This is a genomic window from Lentibacter sp. (assembly GCF_965658795.1).
Classification (GTDB): Bacteria; Pseudomonadota; Alphaproteobacteria; order Rhodobacterales; family Rhodobacteraceae; genus Lentibacter.
Map to the genome: position 1 here is coordinate 180,233 of NZ_CBFHTG010000001.1, position 16,432 is coordinate 196,664.

At 60.8% G+C, this 16,432-nt stretch carries 17 protein-coding genes; 3 read left to right on the top strand and 14 right to left on the bottom strand.

Going from position 1 to position 16,432, the window contains the following annotated elements; all coding sequences use genetic code 11:
- Window positions 1–17 precede the first annotated feature (17 nt).
- Window positions 18–752, top strand: a complete 735-nt coding sequence (locus tag ACTG3X_RS00955) for a maleate cis-trans isomerase family protein (protein ID WP_439109346.1) — start codon at window positions 18–20, stop codon at window positions 750–752.
- A gap of 139 nt (window positions 753–891) precedes the next feature.
- Here the strand turns inward: ACTG3X_RS00955 and ACTG3X_RS00960 are convergent, their stop codons facing one another.
- From ACTG3X_RS00960 to purB, 14 genes are all read right to left on the bottom strand, one after another.
- Window positions 892–2,073, bottom strand: a complete 1,182-nt coding sequence (locus ACTG3X_RS00960) for a vWA domain-containing protein (protein ID WP_439109347.1) — start codon at window positions 2,071–2,073, stop codon at window positions 892–894.
- A 7-nt stretch (window positions 2,074–2,080) separates the two neighbouring features.
- Window positions 2,081–2,245, bottom strand: a complete 165-nt coding sequence (locus ACTG3X_RS00965) for a hypothetical protein (protein ID WP_439109348.1) — start codon at window positions 2,243–2,245, stop codon at window positions 2,081–2,083.
- A gap of 6 nt (window positions 2,246–2,251) precedes the next feature.
- Window positions 2,252–3,625 carry a DUF2927 domain-containing protein gene (locus tag ACTG3X_RS00970; RefSeq protein WP_439109349.1) on the bottom strand — a complete coding sequence of 458 codons (1,374 nt, stop codon included), beginning with the start codon at window positions 3,623–3,625 and terminating at the stop codon, window positions 2,252–2,254.
- Between the two features lie 386 nt (window positions 3,626–4,011).
- Window positions 4,012–4,878, bottom strand: coding sequence for a DMT family transporter (locus ACTG3X_RS00975; RefSeq protein WP_439109350.1), 867 nt, complete (start codon window positions 4,876–4,878; stop codon window positions 4,012–4,014).
- A 62-nt stretch (window positions 4,879–4,940) separates the two neighbouring features.
- Window positions 4,941–6,020 (bottom strand): flagellar motor switch protein FliG, encoded by a 1,080-nt coding sequence (locus ACTG3X_RS00980; protein ID WP_439109351.1) that lies wholly within the window; start codon window positions 6,018–6,020, stop codon window positions 4,941–4,943.
- Between the two features lie 148 nt (window positions 6,021–6,168).
- A complete protein-coding gene (gene mnhG, locus ACTG3X_RS00985; RefSeq protein ID WP_439109352.1) occupies window positions 6,169–6,564 on the bottom strand; it encodes a monovalent cation/H(+) antiporter subunit G in 396 nt (131 codons plus the stop codon).
- Window positions 6,561–6,848 (bottom strand): K+/H+ antiporter subunit F, encoded by a 288-nt coding sequence (locus ACTG3X_RS00990; RefSeq protein ID WP_439109353.1) that lies wholly within the window; start codon window positions 6,846–6,848, stop codon window positions 6,561–6,563. Before ACTG3X_RS00990 ends, mnhG begins: the two co-directional genes overlap by 4 nt.
- On the bottom strand, window positions 6,845–7,345 hold the full coding sequence (locus ACTG3X_RS00995) for a Na+/H+ antiporter subunit E (RefSeq protein WP_439109354.1): 501 nt from the start codon (window positions 7,343–7,345) through the stop codon (window positions 6,845–6,847). Before ACTG3X_RS00995 ends, ACTG3X_RS00990 begins: the two co-directional genes overlap by 4 nt.
- Before the next feature lies 1 nt (window position 7,346).
- The gene (locus ACTG3X_RS01000) at window positions 7,347–8,888 is read right to left on the bottom strand and encodes a monovalent cation/H+ antiporter subunit D (protein ID WP_439109355.1); all 1,542 of its coding nucleotides are present in this window, start codon (window positions 8,886–8,888) and stop codon (window positions 7,347–7,349) included.
- Window positions 8,885–9,235 (bottom strand): Na+/H+ antiporter subunit C, encoded by a 351-nt coding sequence (locus tag ACTG3X_RS01005; RefSeq protein WP_439109356.1) that lies wholly within the window; start codon window positions 9,233–9,235, stop codon window positions 8,885–8,887. The genes ACTG3X_RS01000 and ACTG3X_RS01005 overlap by 4 nt, the downstream gene beginning before the upstream one ends.
- A gap of 1 nt (window position 9,236) precedes the next feature.
- Window positions 9,237–12,131 (bottom strand): monovalent cation/H+ antiporter subunit A, encoded by a 2,895-nt coding sequence (locus ACTG3X_RS01010; RefSeq protein WP_439109357.1) that lies wholly within the window; start codon window positions 12,129–12,131, stop codon window positions 9,237–9,239.
- Between the two features lie 247 nt (window positions 12,132–12,378).
- Window positions 12,379–12,531, bottom strand: a complete 153-nt coding sequence (locus tag ACTG3X_RS01015; protein ID WP_439109358.1) for a chitin-binding domain-containing protein — start codon at window positions 12,529–12,531, stop codon at window positions 12,379–12,381.
- A gap of 65 nt (window positions 12,532–12,596) precedes the next feature.
- Window positions 12,597–13,757 carry an amidohydrolase gene (locus tag ACTG3X_RS01020; RefSeq protein ID WP_439109359.1) on the bottom strand — a complete coding sequence of 387 codons (1,161 nt, stop codon included), beginning with the start codon at window positions 13,755–13,757 and terminating at the stop codon, window positions 12,597–12,599.
- A gap of 17 nt (window positions 13,758–13,774) precedes the next feature.
- The gene (gene purB / locus ACTG3X_RS01025; protein ID WP_439109360.1) at window positions 13,775–15,082 is read right to left on the bottom strand and encodes an adenylosuccinate lyase; all 1,308 of its coding nucleotides are present in this window, start codon (window positions 15,080–15,082) and stop codon (window positions 13,775–13,777) included.
- Between the two features lie 81 nt (window positions 15,083–15,163).
- Between purB and ACTG3X_RS01030 the strand changes: the two genes are divergently transcribed.
- Window positions 15,164–15,550, top strand: coding sequence for a DUF6314 family protein (locus ACTG3X_RS01030; protein ID WP_439109361.1), 387 nt, complete (start codon window positions 15,164–15,166; stop codon window positions 15,548–15,550).
- A gap of 67 nt (window positions 15,551–15,617) precedes the next feature.
- Window positions 15,618–16,217, top strand: coding sequence for a biotin transporter BioY (locus ACTG3X_RS01035; protein ID WP_439109362.1), 600 nt, complete (start codon window positions 15,618–15,620; stop codon window positions 16,215–16,217).
- The last annotated feature ends 215 nt before the right edge of the window (window positions 16,218–16,432 follow it).

Below are 16,432 nucleotides of genomic sequence, written 5' to 3' on the forward strand. Positions count from 1 at the left end.
ATTTCGAGGAGCGTACGGTGCCAAATTATGTTCTAGATCAAGGGTTTGGTGGCGCGGCGAAGCTGGGCCTTATTGTGCTCTCAACCGACGAGACACTGGAAAGCGAGGCGCGGCAGGTTCTGGCGGGGCGTGATGTGAGCCTTGTTCATGCGCGCATTGCGGCTGAAGCAGATGTGACACCTAAGACCCTGAAAATGATGGAAGAACGCTTGCCTGATGTGGCTGCGTTGTTGCCAGAGGGTTTGGCGGCTGTGGGCTATGCCTGCACCTCTGCGAGCACGGTGATCGGGCCTGCACGGGTGGCGGAGCTGGTGGGGCGCAGCCACCCGCGCGCGGCGGTCACCGATCCGATCTCGGCTGTGATGGCGGCGCTTAAGGCCTTGAAGGCAAAGAAAATTGGCTTTGTCAGCCCCTATGTCAAAGAGGTGACTGCGCCGATGCGGGAGCTGCTGGGAGAGGCCGGATTTGAGACGGTTTCCGAGCTGAGTTTTAACGTGGCCGAGGACAAAAAGGTCGCGCGGATCGCTGAAATCAGCACATTGGAAGCGATTGAAAGCATAGCAAAATCAAACGCTTGCGATGCGATCTTCGCAAGTTGCACCAACTTGCGGACATTCGGCATTCTGGCCGAAGCCGAACGGCGCGCGGGCTGCCCTGTTATCTCGTCAAATCAAGCGCTTATCTGGCACTTGTTAAAACTGGCGCAGGTCGATGCAAGCGGCTGGGGGCCGGGGGCCTTGTTCGAGCTCTGAGCGCAGCGCGCGGTGGGGTTAACGGCCATTGAGCCTCCCGAAACAGGGGGGCACACTGCGTGCACCGGGCGTGCACCATGCGTGCACCGCCTTGTGCGACGTCTTGTTAACCGAAAATTAGTCAATGCGGCGTGCGCTGCTAGATCAGCTCGCGCATGCCACGGGTGATGCCATCAAGTGTCATGGGCACCATGCGATCTTCGAAGATCTCCTGAATCATGCCGATGGACTGGGTATAGCTCCAGTATTTTTCGGGCACGGGGTTGATCCAGACGTTGTTGGCCCATTGCGCGCGGGCGCGCTCGAGCCAGACCTGCCCCGCCTCGGGGTTCCAGTGTTCGTTTGCGCCGCCTGCATAGGCGACCTCGTAGGGCGACATGGAGGCATCGCCCACGAAGATACATTTGTAGTCGGCCCCATAGGTGCGCAGAACCTCCCATGTGGGGGTTTGCTGGTCCCAGCGGCGGGCATTGTCTTTCCAGACGCCCTCATAGAGGCAGTTGTGAAAGTAGAAATGCTCAAAGTGTTTGAACTCGGACTTGGCGGCAGAGAAAAGCTCTTCGACCATCTTGATGTGGGGGTCCATCGAGCCGCCGATATCAAGGAACAAGAGCACTTTCACGGCGTTGCGCCGCTCGGGGCGGGTCTTCACATCGAGGTAGCCGTGCTCGGCCGTGGCGCGGATCGTGCCGTCAAGGTCAAGCTCGTCATGGGCCCCGTCGCGGGCCCAGCGGCGCAGGCGCTTGAGCGCGACTTTGATGTTACGGGTGCCAAGCTCGACATCGCCATCGAGGTTTTTGAACTCGCGTTTGTCCCAGACTTTGACAGCGCTTTTGTGGCGGCTTTCGCTCTGGCCAATGCGCACGCCTTCAGGGTTGTAACCGTAGGCGCCAAAAGGAGATGTGCCGGCTGTGCCGATCCATTTGCTGCCACCCTGATGGCGGCCCTCTTGCTCTTTGAGGCGTTCTTTCAAGGTTTCCATGAGCTTGTCAAAGCCGCCTAAAGCTTCGATCTCGGCGCGCTCTTCCTCAGACAGATGTTTCTCTGCCAGCTTTTCAAGCCACTCGGCGGGGATATCAACTGCATTTAAAGCATCACTTAAAGTAATGCCCTCAAGGCCTTCAAATGTTTTGGAAAAAGCGCGATCAAACCTGTCGATATGGCGCTCGTCCTTGACCATGGATGTGCGTGCGAGGTAGTAGAATCCCTCGATGTCATAGGTCACAAGACCCGCTTTCACGGCTTCAAGAAAGGTCAGATATTCGCGGAGGGACACAGGGATCTGAGCTTCTCGGAGGTTCTCAAAGAAGGGCAGAAACATGGGGGCCTCACATCATCCGCAGAATAGCAATATTGATGAAGAGAGCGACAATCGCAAAGATGATCGCGAAGGCGATACCATGCTGGAACATGTCCAGTTTGTTGCCGCCTTTTCTATATGCCACCACCGCTCCTGTCAGAGCGCCGATGAGAAAGCCGAGAGTTACTATCATGTTGTCTTACCCGCTTTGGCCCCGTCGCGGACTGAGCGCTGATATCTCGCGCATCTTTGCACGCACCGCCCATTCCGAACCAAATCCGTATCGTGCCCAGCCCAGACTGTCCAGTCTGACATGCTGCGCTTCTGAGGAACGTCCCGTCAACTCGAGGGCTTCGGCGCGCAGCATCATGAGGGTGCTGAGCAGCGCTGCATTCTCGTGGTCTTTGGCGATGTGCATGGCGGGGTTGACGAGGGCGAGGGCGCGCACGCCGTTGCCCTGGCTGATGGCGTGGGAGGCCAGCTGCGAGGCCACATAGGCGCGGTGCAAGGTGGTGGAGCGTGAGTTGGAGTAGAACTGGTCTGCGGCCTGAAAGTGCTTGAGCGCTGTGTCAGGCTCGGAGGCGAGCGCAATGCGGCCCATGGCATAGTGTGCAAAGGCGCGGCGGTGGTCTTGCCAGCCGAAGGCGCGGGAGATGTCGAGCGCCTTTTCAGCCGCCTTGCGCCGCTGGGGCATGCTTGCGCCCGGGCCAAGGGCCGTCTGGACGGCGGCGATGTAGCTGCGCGGGGTCGGGGCTGTGCGCTCGGGGCTGAAGGCCTCGCCGCGCGGGTTGAGCCGCGCCAGAACACCGGGGAGCACAGCGGCGACCTGCCGTTTGCTCATCCCTGTGCGCAGCTCGGGCGCATAATAGGCGCGCAGCACGAGCATATCAAAGCCCGTGAGAACGGTGTGCATGTTGTCGTCGTTGAAGACAGAATCGGGCAGGCGGTAGAGGTCATTGAGCGGGCCGATGGCTTGGGCCAGCTCTTCGTGCAGGCAGTCGCGCACCTCTTGGGGGCTTGCATCATTGGGGACAAACACGGCCAGCTTGTCGCGCTGGCGCATCAGCGCCCAGTTGGTTTTGGCGCTGCGACGGGCGGCCTTATACTCGGAGATATCGGAGATATTGGGCACCACGAAGCAGGCGGCATGGGGCAGGTTCTTGCGAATGTCGGCGCGGCTGACGGCTTGCACTGTGATGTTGGCATCGGGCGCATTGGTCAGGCTCACGTTGAGGCGGGCCTCGCTTTGGAAGCGGTAGATCAGGCGTGTGAGGTCGGGCAAGAGCGTGGCGGGCGGAGCGCCTGTGACGCGGATGCTGATGGGGCCTTCAAAGCGCGTGAGCACGGGCAGCTCGCGACCTGACTCAAGGTGAAACGAGAGTTCGAGGATATCGCGGGCGATGTCGCTGTTGGAGCGCATCGGCGCTTGGGCTGTGCTGACATTGAAGGATTTGAGTGGGGGCAGGCCGAGCGCGCTTTCCTGAACAAAGCCGCGCGAGGGCGTGTCGGACATATTGCCCGGCATACAGCCAACCAGTGTCAGAAAAATGGGCAGCAGGAGCTTGTTGCGCATCAGATCGCCCCCGCAGAAGCAGAGGCCGCCACAGCTCGGGCGCAGATACGGATAGATGCGGGAGCGGGCACATTAGAGACCCGCAGACGCACAGCATGCGCCAGCTCTGTCTTTTTCATCGTCAGCTTCTGCCTTCGGTTTTTTCAATAAACAGACTTTTCGCTGTTCTTCCTGTTTTTCTTAAGGATGAAATGGGGCGAAAAAGTGACAATTTGTCTAAATGCTTAAGAGCAACGCGACTCGATCTTTAGTTGTTTTGAAACAGATGCTTAGCCTGTGCTTCCTGCGCAACAACCTTGGGTCCCTAGGGTCTTCTTATGCGACTCAGGGCTGTTTTGATGGGGTAAAAACGGTGCATTTGGCCGCAATCGGAGGGCTGGTTTGCGCTAGGCTTTGGGCTTTGCAAAGGTTTCGCGGTGCCAGACATAGAGGCCTGAGGCCGCAATCACGCAGGCGCCAAGGAGGGTGAACAGGTCGGGCACATCGGCAAAGACAAAGAAGCCGTAGGTGAGCGCAAAGAGGATACCCGCATAGGAAAAGGGCGCGAGCATCGCCGCTTCTCCGGCCATCAGCGCGCGGATGAGGGCGAGCTGGCCCAGTGTGGCGCAGAGGGTTATTCCGACGACATAAGGCGCCTCGGCAAGGCCGATGGGCTGCCAGAAGCGAGGCAAGGCCAGTGTGAGCACAACAGCCCCGAACAGCGCGGTGTAAAAGAGCGATGTCCATGCGTTTTCATCGCGCCCGACAAAGCGGGTGGCGAGGGCATAGGCCGAATAGCAGATCGCGGCGGCCAGAGGCAGCAACGCATAGGGCGAAAACACATCAGAGCCGGGCCGTATGACGAGGTAGGCCCCTAGAAAGGCGGCCAAGATCGCAGCGGCGCGGCGCAAGCCGAAGCGCTCGCCCAGAAAGAGGGCCGCGCCCAGAGTGATAAAGACGGGATTGGTGGACATAACCGAGGCGGCTTCGGCCAAGCCGATGTTGGAGATGCCAAAGAAGAAAAACGTGGTCGCCCCAAGCAGAAAGACCGAGCGGGCGAATTGCAGTTTGGGGTAGCGGGTGCGCGCGATCTGGCTGATCTTGGGCAGAATGAGCAGGGTCACAAAGACGGTCTGGCCGATGTAGCGCACCCAGAGTGTTGTCATGGTGCCAACGCGTGCCGAGAGCAGCTTGGCCAGCAGATCCATCGTGGAAAAGCAGAAGATGGCTGCCAGCATCAGCAGAATGGCTTTTGACGTTGTGGAGAGGGGCATGGGCTGTCCTGCCAGAAAAATCCTTCGCAGGTTAACGAAGTTCGGGCAGGAGGGGAAGCGCCTTAGTCTTCCTCGGTGTCTTCGTCCTCTTCAAAGACCAGCTCCAGATCGCCTGCGGCTTGGAGTGCGCCAATGCCTGCAACCACGGCGTTCATTGCGGCTTCGCCATCTTTTGGCTTCACGCGGCCTGCCTCGCCGATCTCTTCGCGCATACTTTCGGCCATGCGCTTGGAGATATTGCCAAGGATAAACTCCGCACTGGCGCGCAGCCCTTCATCTTCGGCTGCAAGCGCAAAGGCGAGGGCGGTGCGCAAGAGGTCGGGGTCAACCTCGCGGGTGATTTTGGGCACATCGACAGGCCCCACGCGCGCAGGGATATGCACAAAGGTGAAGATGGCTTTTTGCAAGCGCTGGCCAAACTCGGCGTCATCCTCGGCAAGACCTGAGAGCAGCGCATCGCGCATGTCGGAATTGGCGATGTTGAGAATCGCGCCCAGCCGCTCCACGGGGTCGTCTTCAAAGGCGCGGGGCGCTTCATATTCAAACTGGGCCGCCAGAGACAGGCCGATTCTGTCGACCGCTTCGGGGGTTACATTGCCTGTGAGAGAGACAGCGTAGCTGATCTTGCGGGCCTCAGGGCCGGGGAGCTGGCCAAGCAGCTCGGCGGCTTTGGGCACAGGCAGCTTGGAGAGCAGAACGGCTGCAACCTCTGTGCTCTCTTCGCGCAGGAGCGGTAGCAGCTTTTCAGGATCAAGCGCGCGGATACGCTCCCAAGGGTCGCCCACTTGGCGCACGCCCGCCTCTTTGCGCAGCCGCGCGGCGGTGACAGGCGATATGCGCCCTTCAAGAGCGTGGAGCGCCTCGGCCAGCCCTGCGGGAAAGACAAGGCCCATGGCCTCGATCTCGCGGGCGAACTCGGCCAGCACATTGGCGAGTGTCTCACGGTCGATATAGCGCATCTGGCCCATGGCCTCGGTGAGGGTGGTCTGGTTGGCGTCAGAGAGCCGCTCCAGCGGCACATCGGCCCCCTCCTTGAGCAGAAAGCGCACAATGATGGCGGCTTTTTGCGCGGGCGTGAGCGTGGCGGCACGGCCCGAAGCGGGGCTGGGCGCAAGGCGTGAGAGGGGCTGCATCGCGGACATGGGGCTTCCTATTTGGCTTGGGTCAGACCCTAGAGCGAAGCCCCTAAGAAAGCCTTTCGCCGCCCCCGTTTTCAGGAGGGCGGCGACGCGGATTGTGCGATTGTTTTGAAGTGCTTTTGCCTAAAATTTGCGGCAGATTGTCAGCGTCTCAGCTGGCTGTGTCTGTGGTCTCGGACAGCGCTTTGTCTTCGGCCGAGGTGTTGAGCACAGACCATGCTTTATCGGTCTTTGGTGCTGGCGGCGTGTCGCAGCTGCGCTGGTGGATATTGACCTTGGCGATGAAGTTGGCCGAGATCGGCGCTGTGACAAATAGAAACGCCATGATGAGCACTTCATGCAGGGAGGGATTGCCCGTGTTGAACGACTGTATCATCGAGGCAACGAGCAAAGAGCCGATCCCGATTGTGCCGACTTTTGTGGGCGCGTGCAGGCGGGCCATGGAATCGTTGAACTTGAGAAGGCCAAGCACCGCGACGAGCGCAAAGGCTGCCCCGATGAGCAGGAAGGCCGCAGAGGCGTAGGTGGCGATTATGTGCAGGGTCATTCGATGATATCTCCACGCAGGATGAAGCGCGCGAGCGCAACCGTTGACACAAAGCCAAGCATGGCGATGAGCAGCGAGACTTCGAAGTAGATGCGCACGCCTTGGTGGATGCCCAGCAAGACAACAAGGCCAAGCGCGTTGATGACCATGGTATCAAGCGCCAAGATACGGTCGCCCGTGCTTGGCCCGATCACAAGGCGCACCATGCACATGATCTGTGCAAAGGCGAGCGAGACGAAGGCAATGATGAGCGCGATGTCGAGCAGCTCTGATGCGGTTGTCATGAGAAAATCTCCTTCAGGCGGGCCTCGTAGCGGGTCTTGATCGCTTCGACCTCTGCGGCAGGGTCTTCGGTGTGCAACACGTGCACAAGCAGGCAGTGGCCTTCATCAGACAAGTCGGCCGAGACTGTGCCGGGGGTGAGGGTGATTGTGCCAGCCAGAAGCGTGATCGCCTCAGGCTCGACAAGGTCGAGTGGCACGCTGATCCAGGTTGATTTGAGCTTGCTGTTGGGCACGGTCAGCACGATCCACGCGACCTGAACGTTGGCCACCATGATATCCCAGATCACCACAAGGCTATAGGGCACCATCTTGAGCAGGCTGAAGCGGCTGGGCGTATCAGGCCACCAGATCGAGGTGCTCCACGGGATCACGATCCCGAGGATGACGCCGAAGACAGCCATGCCAGCAGACAGCTCGTTCTGAAGCAGGATCCAGACGATTGCGAGAAGCAGTGTCAGGAAGGGGTGGGGCATGAGCCAGCGGATTGCGCGTGCCATATCAATAGCCCTCCTTTGGGGTGCTGAGTTTGCCGGGGGTGTCGAGCACCGTCGAGATATAGGGCTGCGGCGCAAAGAGCTGTGCTGCGATGCCCGATGTGTAGCTGTGCACATAGCCCGCAAAGACAGTGTGCGCGGTCAGCAGCGCGATCAGCCCGCCGACGGCGATATAGGCCAGGGGCGCAGGCGCGTCTTGCGCGGGGCTGTCTTCGCTTGGGGCCACGCTCTTGGCCTTCCAGAAGAGCACGCTGCCTGCGCGGGCAAAGCCGAGGATGCTGATCAGGCTGGAGATGAGCACTGTGGCCCAGATCCAGACCGCCATATCCGAGGCGAAGGCGGCGTTGAGCAGCAGGAGCTTGCCAAGGAAGCCCGAGAGCGGGGGCAAGCCTGCCATTGCGATGGCCCCTGCAAAGAAGAGTGCAGCCGTAAGCGCGGCACCTGCCATGGGCGCTTTGGCCGTGAGGCCAAGGCTGCCACGCCCTGTGCGCACCAGATCGCTGATGAGAAAGAGCGCTGCGCCCGCAAGTGTGGAGTGCACGATATAGTAGAGCGCTGCGGCGATGCCTGCGGGGGTGAAGAGCGAGATCATCACCATGACCATGCCCATGGAGCCGATCACCGAGAACGCCACGAGGCGGTCAAGCTTTTTGGCCGCCAGCACGCCCACCATGCCGATGGCAACAGAGATAAGCGCGGCAGGCAGAAGCCAGACATCATGCAAGCCAGCCGTCGCCTCAAGCTCTGGCGGGAAGACCAGCGTATAGACACGGATGATCGCGTAGGCGCCGACCTTTGTCATGATCGCAAAGAGCGCGGCCACGGGGGCGGGCGCTTCGGCGTAGCTTGAGGGCAGCCAGAAGTGCAGCGGGACGAGCGCGGCCTTGATCGCGAAGACAAGAAGCAGCAGCACGGCGGCGATGCGGATGCCGACGGTTTCTTCGGCGCTCACAAAGGCGACGCGCTCGGCCAGATCGGCCATGTTGAGCGTGCCTGTCTCGGCATAGATCGCGCCGAGAGCGAAGAGGAAGAGCGTGGAGCCGATGAGGTTGAAGAGCACATATTGCACCCCTGCGCGCAGACGGGCGTTGCCGCCTGCGTGGATCATCAATCCGTAGGAGGCGATGAGCAGAACCTCGAAGAAAACAAAGAGGTTGAACAAGTCACCCGTGAGAAACGCGCCCATGATGCCCATAAGCTGGAACTGGAAGAGCGCGTGGAAGTGTCTCCCGCGATTGTCCCAGCCCGAGCCGATGGCATAGAGCAGCACAAACAGCCCCAGAACGGCGGTGAGCAGCACCATGAGCGTGGAGAGGCGGTCACCGACCAGCACGATGCCGAAAGGTGCGGCCCAGTCGCCGAGGCGGTAGAGTGTGATGGTGCCATCCGCGCTTTGCATGGCCAGACCAAGCGCCACCGCGATGAGCGCAACCACACCAGCCACCGAGAGCACCCGCTGGATGCCGATGTGGTAGCGCGCGGCCAGCACGATGAAAGGGGCCAGCAGCGCCGGCAGTACGACGGGGGCAATGAGCCAGTGGGTCATGTGTTGGCCTCCGCTTCGTCTTGCTCTGTTTGATCATCTACGTGGTCATCATCCGAGCCAAGAAACGCGCCAAGCCCGATCATCACCACAACGGCGGTCATGCCGAAGGAAATAACGATGGCTGTCAGCACGAGGGCTTGGGGCAGCGGGTCGGCGTAGGTCTCCACCCCGTCGCGCAGGATGGGGGGCGCGCCGATGGTGAGGCGGCCTGTCGTGAAGAGAAACACGTTCACCGCATAGGTGAGCAGCGAAATCCCCAATATCACCGGGAAGGTGCGCAGGCGCAGCAGAAGATAGATCCCGCCTGCTGTGAGAAAGCCGATTGCGGAGGCAACAAGGAGCTCCATGTTACACGCCCTCCTGTGGGGTGGTTGGTGTTTCAGGCTGAGCGCCGATGCGGTTCGGGTTTTCGCGCGAGGGGTCAATGTCCATCGCGTGTTCGCTGTCGTCCACATGGGCGCGGCGCGCAAGGCGGGAGAAGCTTTCAAGCGAGAGCATCACCGCGCCGACCACGGCAAGGAAGACACCAAGGTCAAACAGCGCCGCTGTGGCCAGCTCGAACTTTTCAAAGGGCGGAATGCGCACATAGGTGAAGTCTGAGGTGAGGAACGGCTTGGAAACAAACCACGAGCCGATGCCTGTGAGGCCTGCAATCAGCACCCCTGCGCCAATGACGCCATGGTAGGGGTAGCGCAGGCGCGCAGAGGCCCACGAGAAGCCGCTGGCCATATACTGCATGACCACGGCAATCGACACGATGAGGCCCGCAATAAAGCCACCCCCCGGCTCGTTGTGGCCGCGCAGGAAGATGTAGAAGCCCACAAGCAGCACGACCGGCATGATCACGCGGGTGAGAACCACCATCATCATCGGGTGCTTGATGCCCGCGCGGGGCTGGTCTGGCTTGCGGTTGAGCAGGCGCGCCCGCACGGGGCCGTCAAGCAGCGTTTCGGTGAGCGCATAGATCAGCAGCGCCGCAATCCCGAGCACGATGATCTCGCCGTAGGTGTCAAAACCACGGAAATCAACGAGGATCACGTTGACCACATTGGTGCCACCGCCGCCTTTGTAGGAGTTGGCAAGGTGGAAGCCGCTGATCGGGTCGCTGACAGCGCTGCGCAGCATGTAGTGATAGGCCAGACCAAAGGTGGCAAGGCCACCGGCAATGGCGATCCCTGCATCGCGCATCCGGCGCAGAACCGAGCTTTCAACAGGGGTGCGGTTTGGCAGGAAGTTGAGCGCGAGCAAGAGCAAGATGATTGTGACAACTTCAACGGTGAACTGGGTCATCGCCAGATCGGGCGCGCTGAAGAAGACAAAGCCGATCGACACCATGAGGCCGATGATGCCCATGAGAATGAGCGACAAGAGGCGGTTGCGGTGCAAGAACACCAGCCCGCCCGTGGCGGCAACCACCATGAGCCAGCCTGCGATGGGCACGGGGCCAGCGGCTTGCAGCTCGCGCGTGGGGGCGCCGACTGAGCCTGTGACAAAGGCGTGGTAGCCTGCAGCCACAATCGCAACTGTGCCGATGGCGGCGTAGCGGCTGAAGGCTCCGTTGTGCAACGGCAGGATGATACGCTCGGCAAGGGCGACCACAGCGGCAATGATCTTGTCAAAGATCTGCTTGGCCTCGGGGCGCGGCAGCGCATCCCAGATGCGGAGCGCAGGCTTGAACGCGGCCAGAAGAAGAAGACCGCCGAGAACCGCAACAACCGACATATAGAGCGCTGGCACAAGGCCATGCCAGATTTTGAAATAGGCTTTCGGCACTTCGGCAGCATCGCCCAGCACCGAGGCTGTGACGAGCTTTACAAAAGGCTCGGCCAGGAAGGGGGCCACGCCAATGGCGACCACAGGGATGATGAGCAGCGCGGGCGGCAACCAGAGGCTTGCGGGCGGATCATGTGGCTTGGCTGGGTAGTCGTCGCGCACGGGGCCAAAGAAGACATGGCCGATAAGGCGGAAGCAGTAGGCCGCCGAAAAGAGCGAGCCGAACGTGGCCAGCGCAGGCACGAGCCACGGTGTGTTGAAGAGCACCGTATGGGTGGCTTCTTCGAGCATCATCTCTTTTGAGAGGAAGCCGTTGAGCAGTGGGATACCTGCCATGGAGAGCGCGGCCAGTGTGGCGATGACAAAGGTCACGGGCATGAGCTTGCGCAAGCCGCCAAGGCGGCGGATGTCGCGAGTGTGGGCCTCGTGATCAATGATGCCAGCGGACATGAAGAGCGCGGCCTTGAAGGTAGCGTGGTTGAGGATGTGGAACATCGCAGCCATTGCGCCAAAGGCTGTGCCTGTGCCCAAAAGCATGGTGATGAGGCCGAGGTGTGACACGGTGGAGAAGGCCAAAAGCGCCTTCAGGTCATGCTTGAAAAGCGCAATGACCGCGCCCAGCACCATGGTGATGAGGCCCGCAGAGGTCACGATGATGAACCACTCGGGGGTGCCCGCAAGCACAGGCCACATCCGCGCCATGAGGAAGATGCCTGCCTTAACCATGGTGGCGGAGTGCAGATAGGCCGACACAGGCGTTGGCGCGGCCATCGCGTGGGGCAACCAGAAGTGGAAGGGGAACTGCGCCGACTTGGTGAAACAGCCCAGCAAGATGAGCAGAAGCGCAGGCACGTAGAGCGGATCGGCCTGAATAAGCTCGCGGTTTTGCAAGATGACGCTGAGGTCATAGCTGCCCACGATCTGGCCGAGAATGAGCATACCACCGACCATGGCAAGCCCGCCCATACCCGTGACGGTGAGGGCCATGCGCGCGCCCTGCCGCCCAGCGGGCAGGTGCTTCCAATAGCCGATGAGCAGGAAGGAGGAGAGCGAGGTCAGCTCCCAGAAAATCAGCAAAAGCAGGATGTTATCAGAAAGAACGATCCCCACCATCGCGCCCTGGAAGAGCAGCAGGTAGGTGAAGAACTCGCCCATGTTGTCGTCGCGGCTGAGGTAGGTGCGCGCATAGGCGATGACGAGCAGGCCGATGCCGAGGATGAGCAGCGCGAAGAAGAAGCCGAGACTGTCGAGCATCAGCGTAAAGTTGAGCCCCAAGAGCGGCATCCAGTCAATCCGCGCTGTCACAACCTCGCCCGCGAGCACGCTGGGCAGGTTGGTAAGCAGACCGACAAACGCGGCCAGTGACACGGTGAAGGTGACGCCAGCGACGGCGGCGCGACCTGCGGAATTCATAAGCCCTGGCAGCAACGCGCCGAGGAAGGGCAAAAGGACGATAAAGAATAGGGACACGGGCGCTCCTGCTGGCCGGGTATTTTTTATGGTTCGAACAAAAATGCATCTGATTTTTCAAAACGCAAGGTTGTGCGACAAAAATAGTCAATTATTCGGGCCGATTTTTCAAAACGGCTCAGGAACTCTTACGGGAGGGGGGGATTGGCTGCAACGCTGTTCGCGGGATTTGGGGCGCAAACGCACCCTTCCCAAGCCGCGTTGCAACGGGCTTGGGCGGGAGGCTGACAGGCCTTCGGGGCTGCGTTTAGCTGCTGACGAGCGGCACGCAAGCGCCTGTTTGGGCATCATATGACTGGCCATCGGCGCAGCTCATGGCCTGTTCGTGACCACGGGTGCATTCGGCTGTGGCCACGGAGGCTGTGAGCACGAAGGCGGCAGTGAGAAGGGCTTTTTTCATCGGTCATTCCTCTCTGTTGAGGCCTCAAGCCTATCACAAAGAACGATTCGTCGCCACGGGTGGCGCTATGTGGTGGTAGCGGGCCCCAAGAGGTCGCGGGCGATGCGCTCGAAAATTGCGCTGCCCAGCGGGATGAGATCATCGGGGAAATCATAATCGGGGTTGTGCAAGGCTGCATAATCCTCGCCCGGCCCAAGGCAGAGCATGGCGGCCCGAGCGCCCCAGCCAAAGACGCCGAAATCTTCCGAGGCGCGCATTGGCACACCCTCGGTGCCGTGGGATATATTCAACGAGTCCATTGCCTTGACAGCTACTTCGTAGGCCTCGGGGCTGTTGATGGAGGCGGCGAAATGGTCGTGCACTTCAAAGGCGACTTCTAGGCCGTGCGCCTCTGCGGCCTCTGTTGCAAGGTGGCGGGCCTCGGCCTCAAGGCTGGCGATGCCCGCATCACCTGTGGTGCGCAGGGTGGCGAAAATCTCGGCATCCGCAGGGGCGATGCCAAAGGTCGGCTCGCCCAGATTGACGTGGGTGAGGGTGACAAGGCGGAAGCTGTCATCAAGCGCGCCGCCGTGGCCGAGCGCATCAAGCCGGGGCAGGAGCGCGGCCAGCGCGAGGGCGGGCGATGTGCCGTCTTCGGGCGTGGCGGCGTGGGCTGTCTTGCCTGTGAGCTTGATCTTGAGGCCAAGGGAGGCGCAGTTGATCAGCCCCGCGCAGGTGGCGACATGGCCAAAGGGGCGGCCCGGCTCGACATGGATGGCAAAGGCCCAGTCAGGCGCGATCTGCTCAAAGGCAGGGTCTGCGACAACCGCTTTGGCCCCGCTGCCGTCTTCTTCGGCGGGTTGGAACATGAGCACGACACGGCCTTTGGCGACAGGCTGGCGCGCGAGCATGCGCCCGAGCGCGAGCAGCATGGTCATGTGGCCATCATGGCCGCAAACGTGGCTTTTGCCCGCAATTTGCGAGGCCCACGGAACATCGTTGATTTCCTGAATGGGCAGCGCATCAAGTTCGGCACGAAAGAGCAGGGTCGGGCCGGGGGTGCCGCTGTCAAACACCGCCGCGACGCCGTGGCCGCCAAGCCCCGTGACGATCTGGCTGGGCGCAAGCTCTTGCAGCGCGGCTGTGATGCGGCGGGCTGTCTCGGCCTCTTCGCCCGAGATTTCGGGGTGAGCATGCAGCGCGCGGCGAAAGGCGGTGAGCTCTTCGATATCGCGGTTTGTGAGCATGCTCATCCCCTTCAGGCTCAGCTTTCGCCGAAGACACGGGTGAAGATCGTGTCGACGTGTTTGGTGTGATACTCCATGTCGAACTTGGCTTTGATGCCGTCTTCGCCAAGGGCTTTCACAACGGCGTCATCGGCCAGCAGAAGCTCTTGGAAATCAAGCCGCTCTTCCCAGACCTTGAGCGCGTTGCGCTGGACCATGGAATAGGCCTCTTCGCGGCTCACACCTGCTTGAGTGAGCGCGAGCAACACCCGTTGGCTCATCACGAGGCCGGGGAATTTGTTCATGTTGTCGAGCATGTTATCAGGGAAAATCAGCATTTTCTCGATGACGCCTGTGAGGCGGGCGAGCGCGAAATCAAGCGTGATTGTCGCGTCGGGGCCGATGGCGCGCTCAACGGACGAGTGGCTGATGTCGCGCTCGTGCCAGAGGGCGACATTTTCCATCGCGGGGATCACGGCCATGCGCACGAGGCGCGCGAGGCCTGTAAGGTTTTCGGTGAGCACAGGGTTTTTCTTGTGCGGCATCGCCGACGAGCCCTTCTGGCCCATGGAGAAGAACTCGGCGCCTTCGAGCACTTCGGTGCGCTGCATGTGGCGGATTTCGATCGCGACATTCTCGATGCTTGAGGCGATGACGCCAAGGGTGGCGAAGAACATGGCGTGACGGTCACGCGGGATCACCTGTGTGCTGATCGGCTCGGGCGTGAGGCCCAGCTCGGCGCAGACATGCTCTTCGACGCGCGGGTCGATATTGGCGAATGTGCCAACCGCGCCCGAGATTGCGCCCGTGGCGATCTCTTCACGGGCCATTTTGAGGCGGGCCAGGTTGCGATCCATCTCGGCGTAAAAGCGCGCGAAGGTGAGGCCCATGGTGGTCGGCTCGGCGTGGATGCCGTGGCTGCGGCCCACGCGGACTGTCATTTTGTGCTCCATCGCGCGGGTCTTGAGAGCTGTGAGCAGCTTCTCCATATCGGCGATGAGGATATCGGCGGCGCGCACGAGCTGAACGTTGAGGCAGGTGTCGAGCACGTCAGAGCTGGTCATGCCCTGATGCACGAAGCGGGCCTCATCGGAGCCGACATGCTCGGCGAGGTGCGTGAGAAAGGCGATGACGTCATGCTTTGTCTCGGCTTCGATCTCGTCGATGCGGGCGACATCAAACTCGACATCGCGGGCCTTCCAGACGGCCTCGGCGTTTTCGCGCGGGATCACCCCCAGATCGGCCATGGCTTCGCAGGCGTGGGCCTCGATCTCGTACCAGATTTTGAATTTGGTCGCGGCAGACCAGATAGAGACCATTTCGGGGCGGGAGTAACGCTCGATCATAATGACGCCTTCGCTGTTGCAGAGAATGTTAGGGCGGTCATAGACTGGGGCTTGCTTAACCTCAAGTCAGGACGCCGATATATGAGACAACTTGCCGACTTTCTGGGCCAATGGGTGCTGTCGCGGCGGATTCTGCCAGCGCAGGGGGCCGAGGCGCAGTTTGAGGGCACGGCTGTCTGGGCTGCTGATGGCGCATATGCCGAGGAGGGGCTTTTGCACGTGGCGGGTCAGCCACCGATGCGCGCGGAGCGGCGCTATCGCTGGGATGAGGCGTTGAATGTCTACTTTGAAGACGGGCGCTTCTTTCACCAAGTGCCCCCAGAGGGCGGCACAGCGGCGCATTGGTGTGAGCCTGATCAATATGATGTGCGCTATGATTTTGGCGATTGGCCACGCTTTGAGGTGCGCTGGCGGGTTGTTGGACCTCGCAAAAATTATGAAATGATTTCGCATTATTGTCGTGGCTAAGCGGTTCTGACTTGCGAAATGGCCCTCGCTCGTGCAGAAATTGCGCAAACAAATGGAGGGACGTGGGATGGCCACAGCCATGACGAACAAGGTTTTGATTGAAACATTCGGTGCTGACGCGGGGGCGGGCCTCTGGGCCAAGCGCGTGGCACTTGTGATTGCAGGCGTAATGGCGCTGGCGATTTCGGCCAAGATTGCTGTGCCGATGTGGCCTGTGCCGATCACCATGGGCACATTTGCTGTGCTCGCGCTGGGCGCGGCCTATGGCCCACGCCTCGGCCTTGCGACCATTGCGATGTACATGCTCGTGGGCGTGATGGGCTTTGATGTCTTTGCAGGCTCATCAGCTGAAGCGCATGGCATCACCTATATGATGGGCGGCACAGGCGGCTACCTTGTGGGCTATGTGCTGGCAACGCTGGCACTGGGCACTTTGGCGCGCATGGGCTGGGACCGCTCGGCGGGCAAGATGGCTGGCGCGATGCTGATCGGCAATGCGCTGATTTATGTGCCGGGCCTGATCTGGCTGGGGATGCTTTACGGCTTTGACAAACCGCTTCTGGCATGGGGCCTCACACCGTTTCTGGTGGGCGATGCTGTGAAGCTGGTGCTGGCGGCGATGCTTTTGCCAGCGGCGTGGAAGCTTGTGGGCCGCGCGCGCGGCTAAGCTCATAGAGCACGAGAATTTGAGGGCGCGGCGGAGAAATCTGCCGCGCTTTTTTTGTGTCGAATTGTGCTGCGCACACTCCGACCGGTGCGAGGGGGGCTTTGCCCCCCTCGCGCTCCCCCCAGGATATTTAGGGCAAAAAGAAAGGGGGAAACCCGCGGTTTGTGCCGGGGGGAAGACGTGAAAAAGCCCGCGCTCCCGGGAGCGGCGGGCTT

Bases quoted from the DNA above. Each gene is read 5' to 3' on its own strand.
- ACTG3X_RS00965 (WP_439109348.1), bottom strand. From the start codon at position 2,245: ATGATAGTAACTCTCGGCTTTCTCATCGGCGCTCTGACAGGAGCGGTG.
- ACTG3X_RS01015 (WP_439109358.1), bottom strand. From the start codon at position 12,531: ATGAAAAAAGCCCTTCTCACTGCCGCCTTCGTGCTCACAGCCTCCGTG.
- ACTG3X_RS01020 (WP_439109359.1), bottom strand. From the start codon at position 13,757: ATGCTCACAAACCGCGATATCGAAGAGCTCACCGCCTTTCGCCGCGCG.
- mnhG (WP_439109352.1), bottom strand. From the start codon at position 6,564: ATGACCCTGCACATAATCGCCACCTACGCCTCTGCGGCCTTCCTGCTC.
- ACTG3X_RS00990 (WP_439109353.1), bottom strand. From the start codon at position 6,848: ATGACAACCGCATCAGAGCTGCTCGACATCGCGCTCATCATTGCCTTC.
- purB (WP_439109360.1), bottom strand. From the start codon at position 15,082: ATGATCGAGCGTTACTCCCGCCCCGAAATGGTCTCTATCTGGTCTGCC.
- ACTG3X_RS01030 (WP_439109361.1), top strand. From the start codon at position 15,164: ATGAGACAACTTGCCGACTTTCTGGGCCAATGGGTGCTGTCGCGGCGG.
- ACTG3X_RS01035 (WP_439109362.1), top strand. From the start codon at position 15,618: ATGGCCACAGCCATGACGAACAAGGTTTTGATTGAAACATTCGGTGCT.
- ACTG3X_RS00975 (WP_439109350.1), bottom strand. From the start codon at position 4,878: ATGCCCCTCTCCACAACGTCAAAAGCCATTCTGCTGATGCTGGCAGCC.
- ACTG3X_RS00995 (WP_439109354.1), bottom strand. From the start codon at position 7,345: ATGGCACGCGCAATCCGCTGGCTCATGCCCCACCCCTTCCTGACACTG.
- ACTG3X_RS00960 (WP_439109347.1), bottom strand. From the start codon at position 2,073: ATGTTTCTGCCCTTCTTTGAGAACCTCCGAGAAGCTCAGATCCCTGTG.
- ACTG3X_RS00980 (WP_439109351.1), bottom strand. From the start codon at position 6,020: ATGTCCGCGATGCAGCCCCTCTCACGCCTTGCGCCCAGCCCCGCTTCG.
- ACTG3X_RS00970 (WP_439109349.1), bottom strand. From the start codon at position 3,625: ATGCGCAACAAGCTCCTGCTGCCCATTTTTCTGACACTGGTTGGCTGT.
- ACTG3X_RS01005 (WP_439109356.1), bottom strand. From the start codon at position 9,235: ATGGAGCTCCTTGTTGCCTCCGCAATCGGCTTTCTCACAGCAGGCGGG.
- ACTG3X_RS01000 (WP_439109355.1), bottom strand. From the start codon at position 8,888: ATGACCCACTGGCTCATTGCCCCCGTCGTACTGCCGGCGCTGCTGGCC.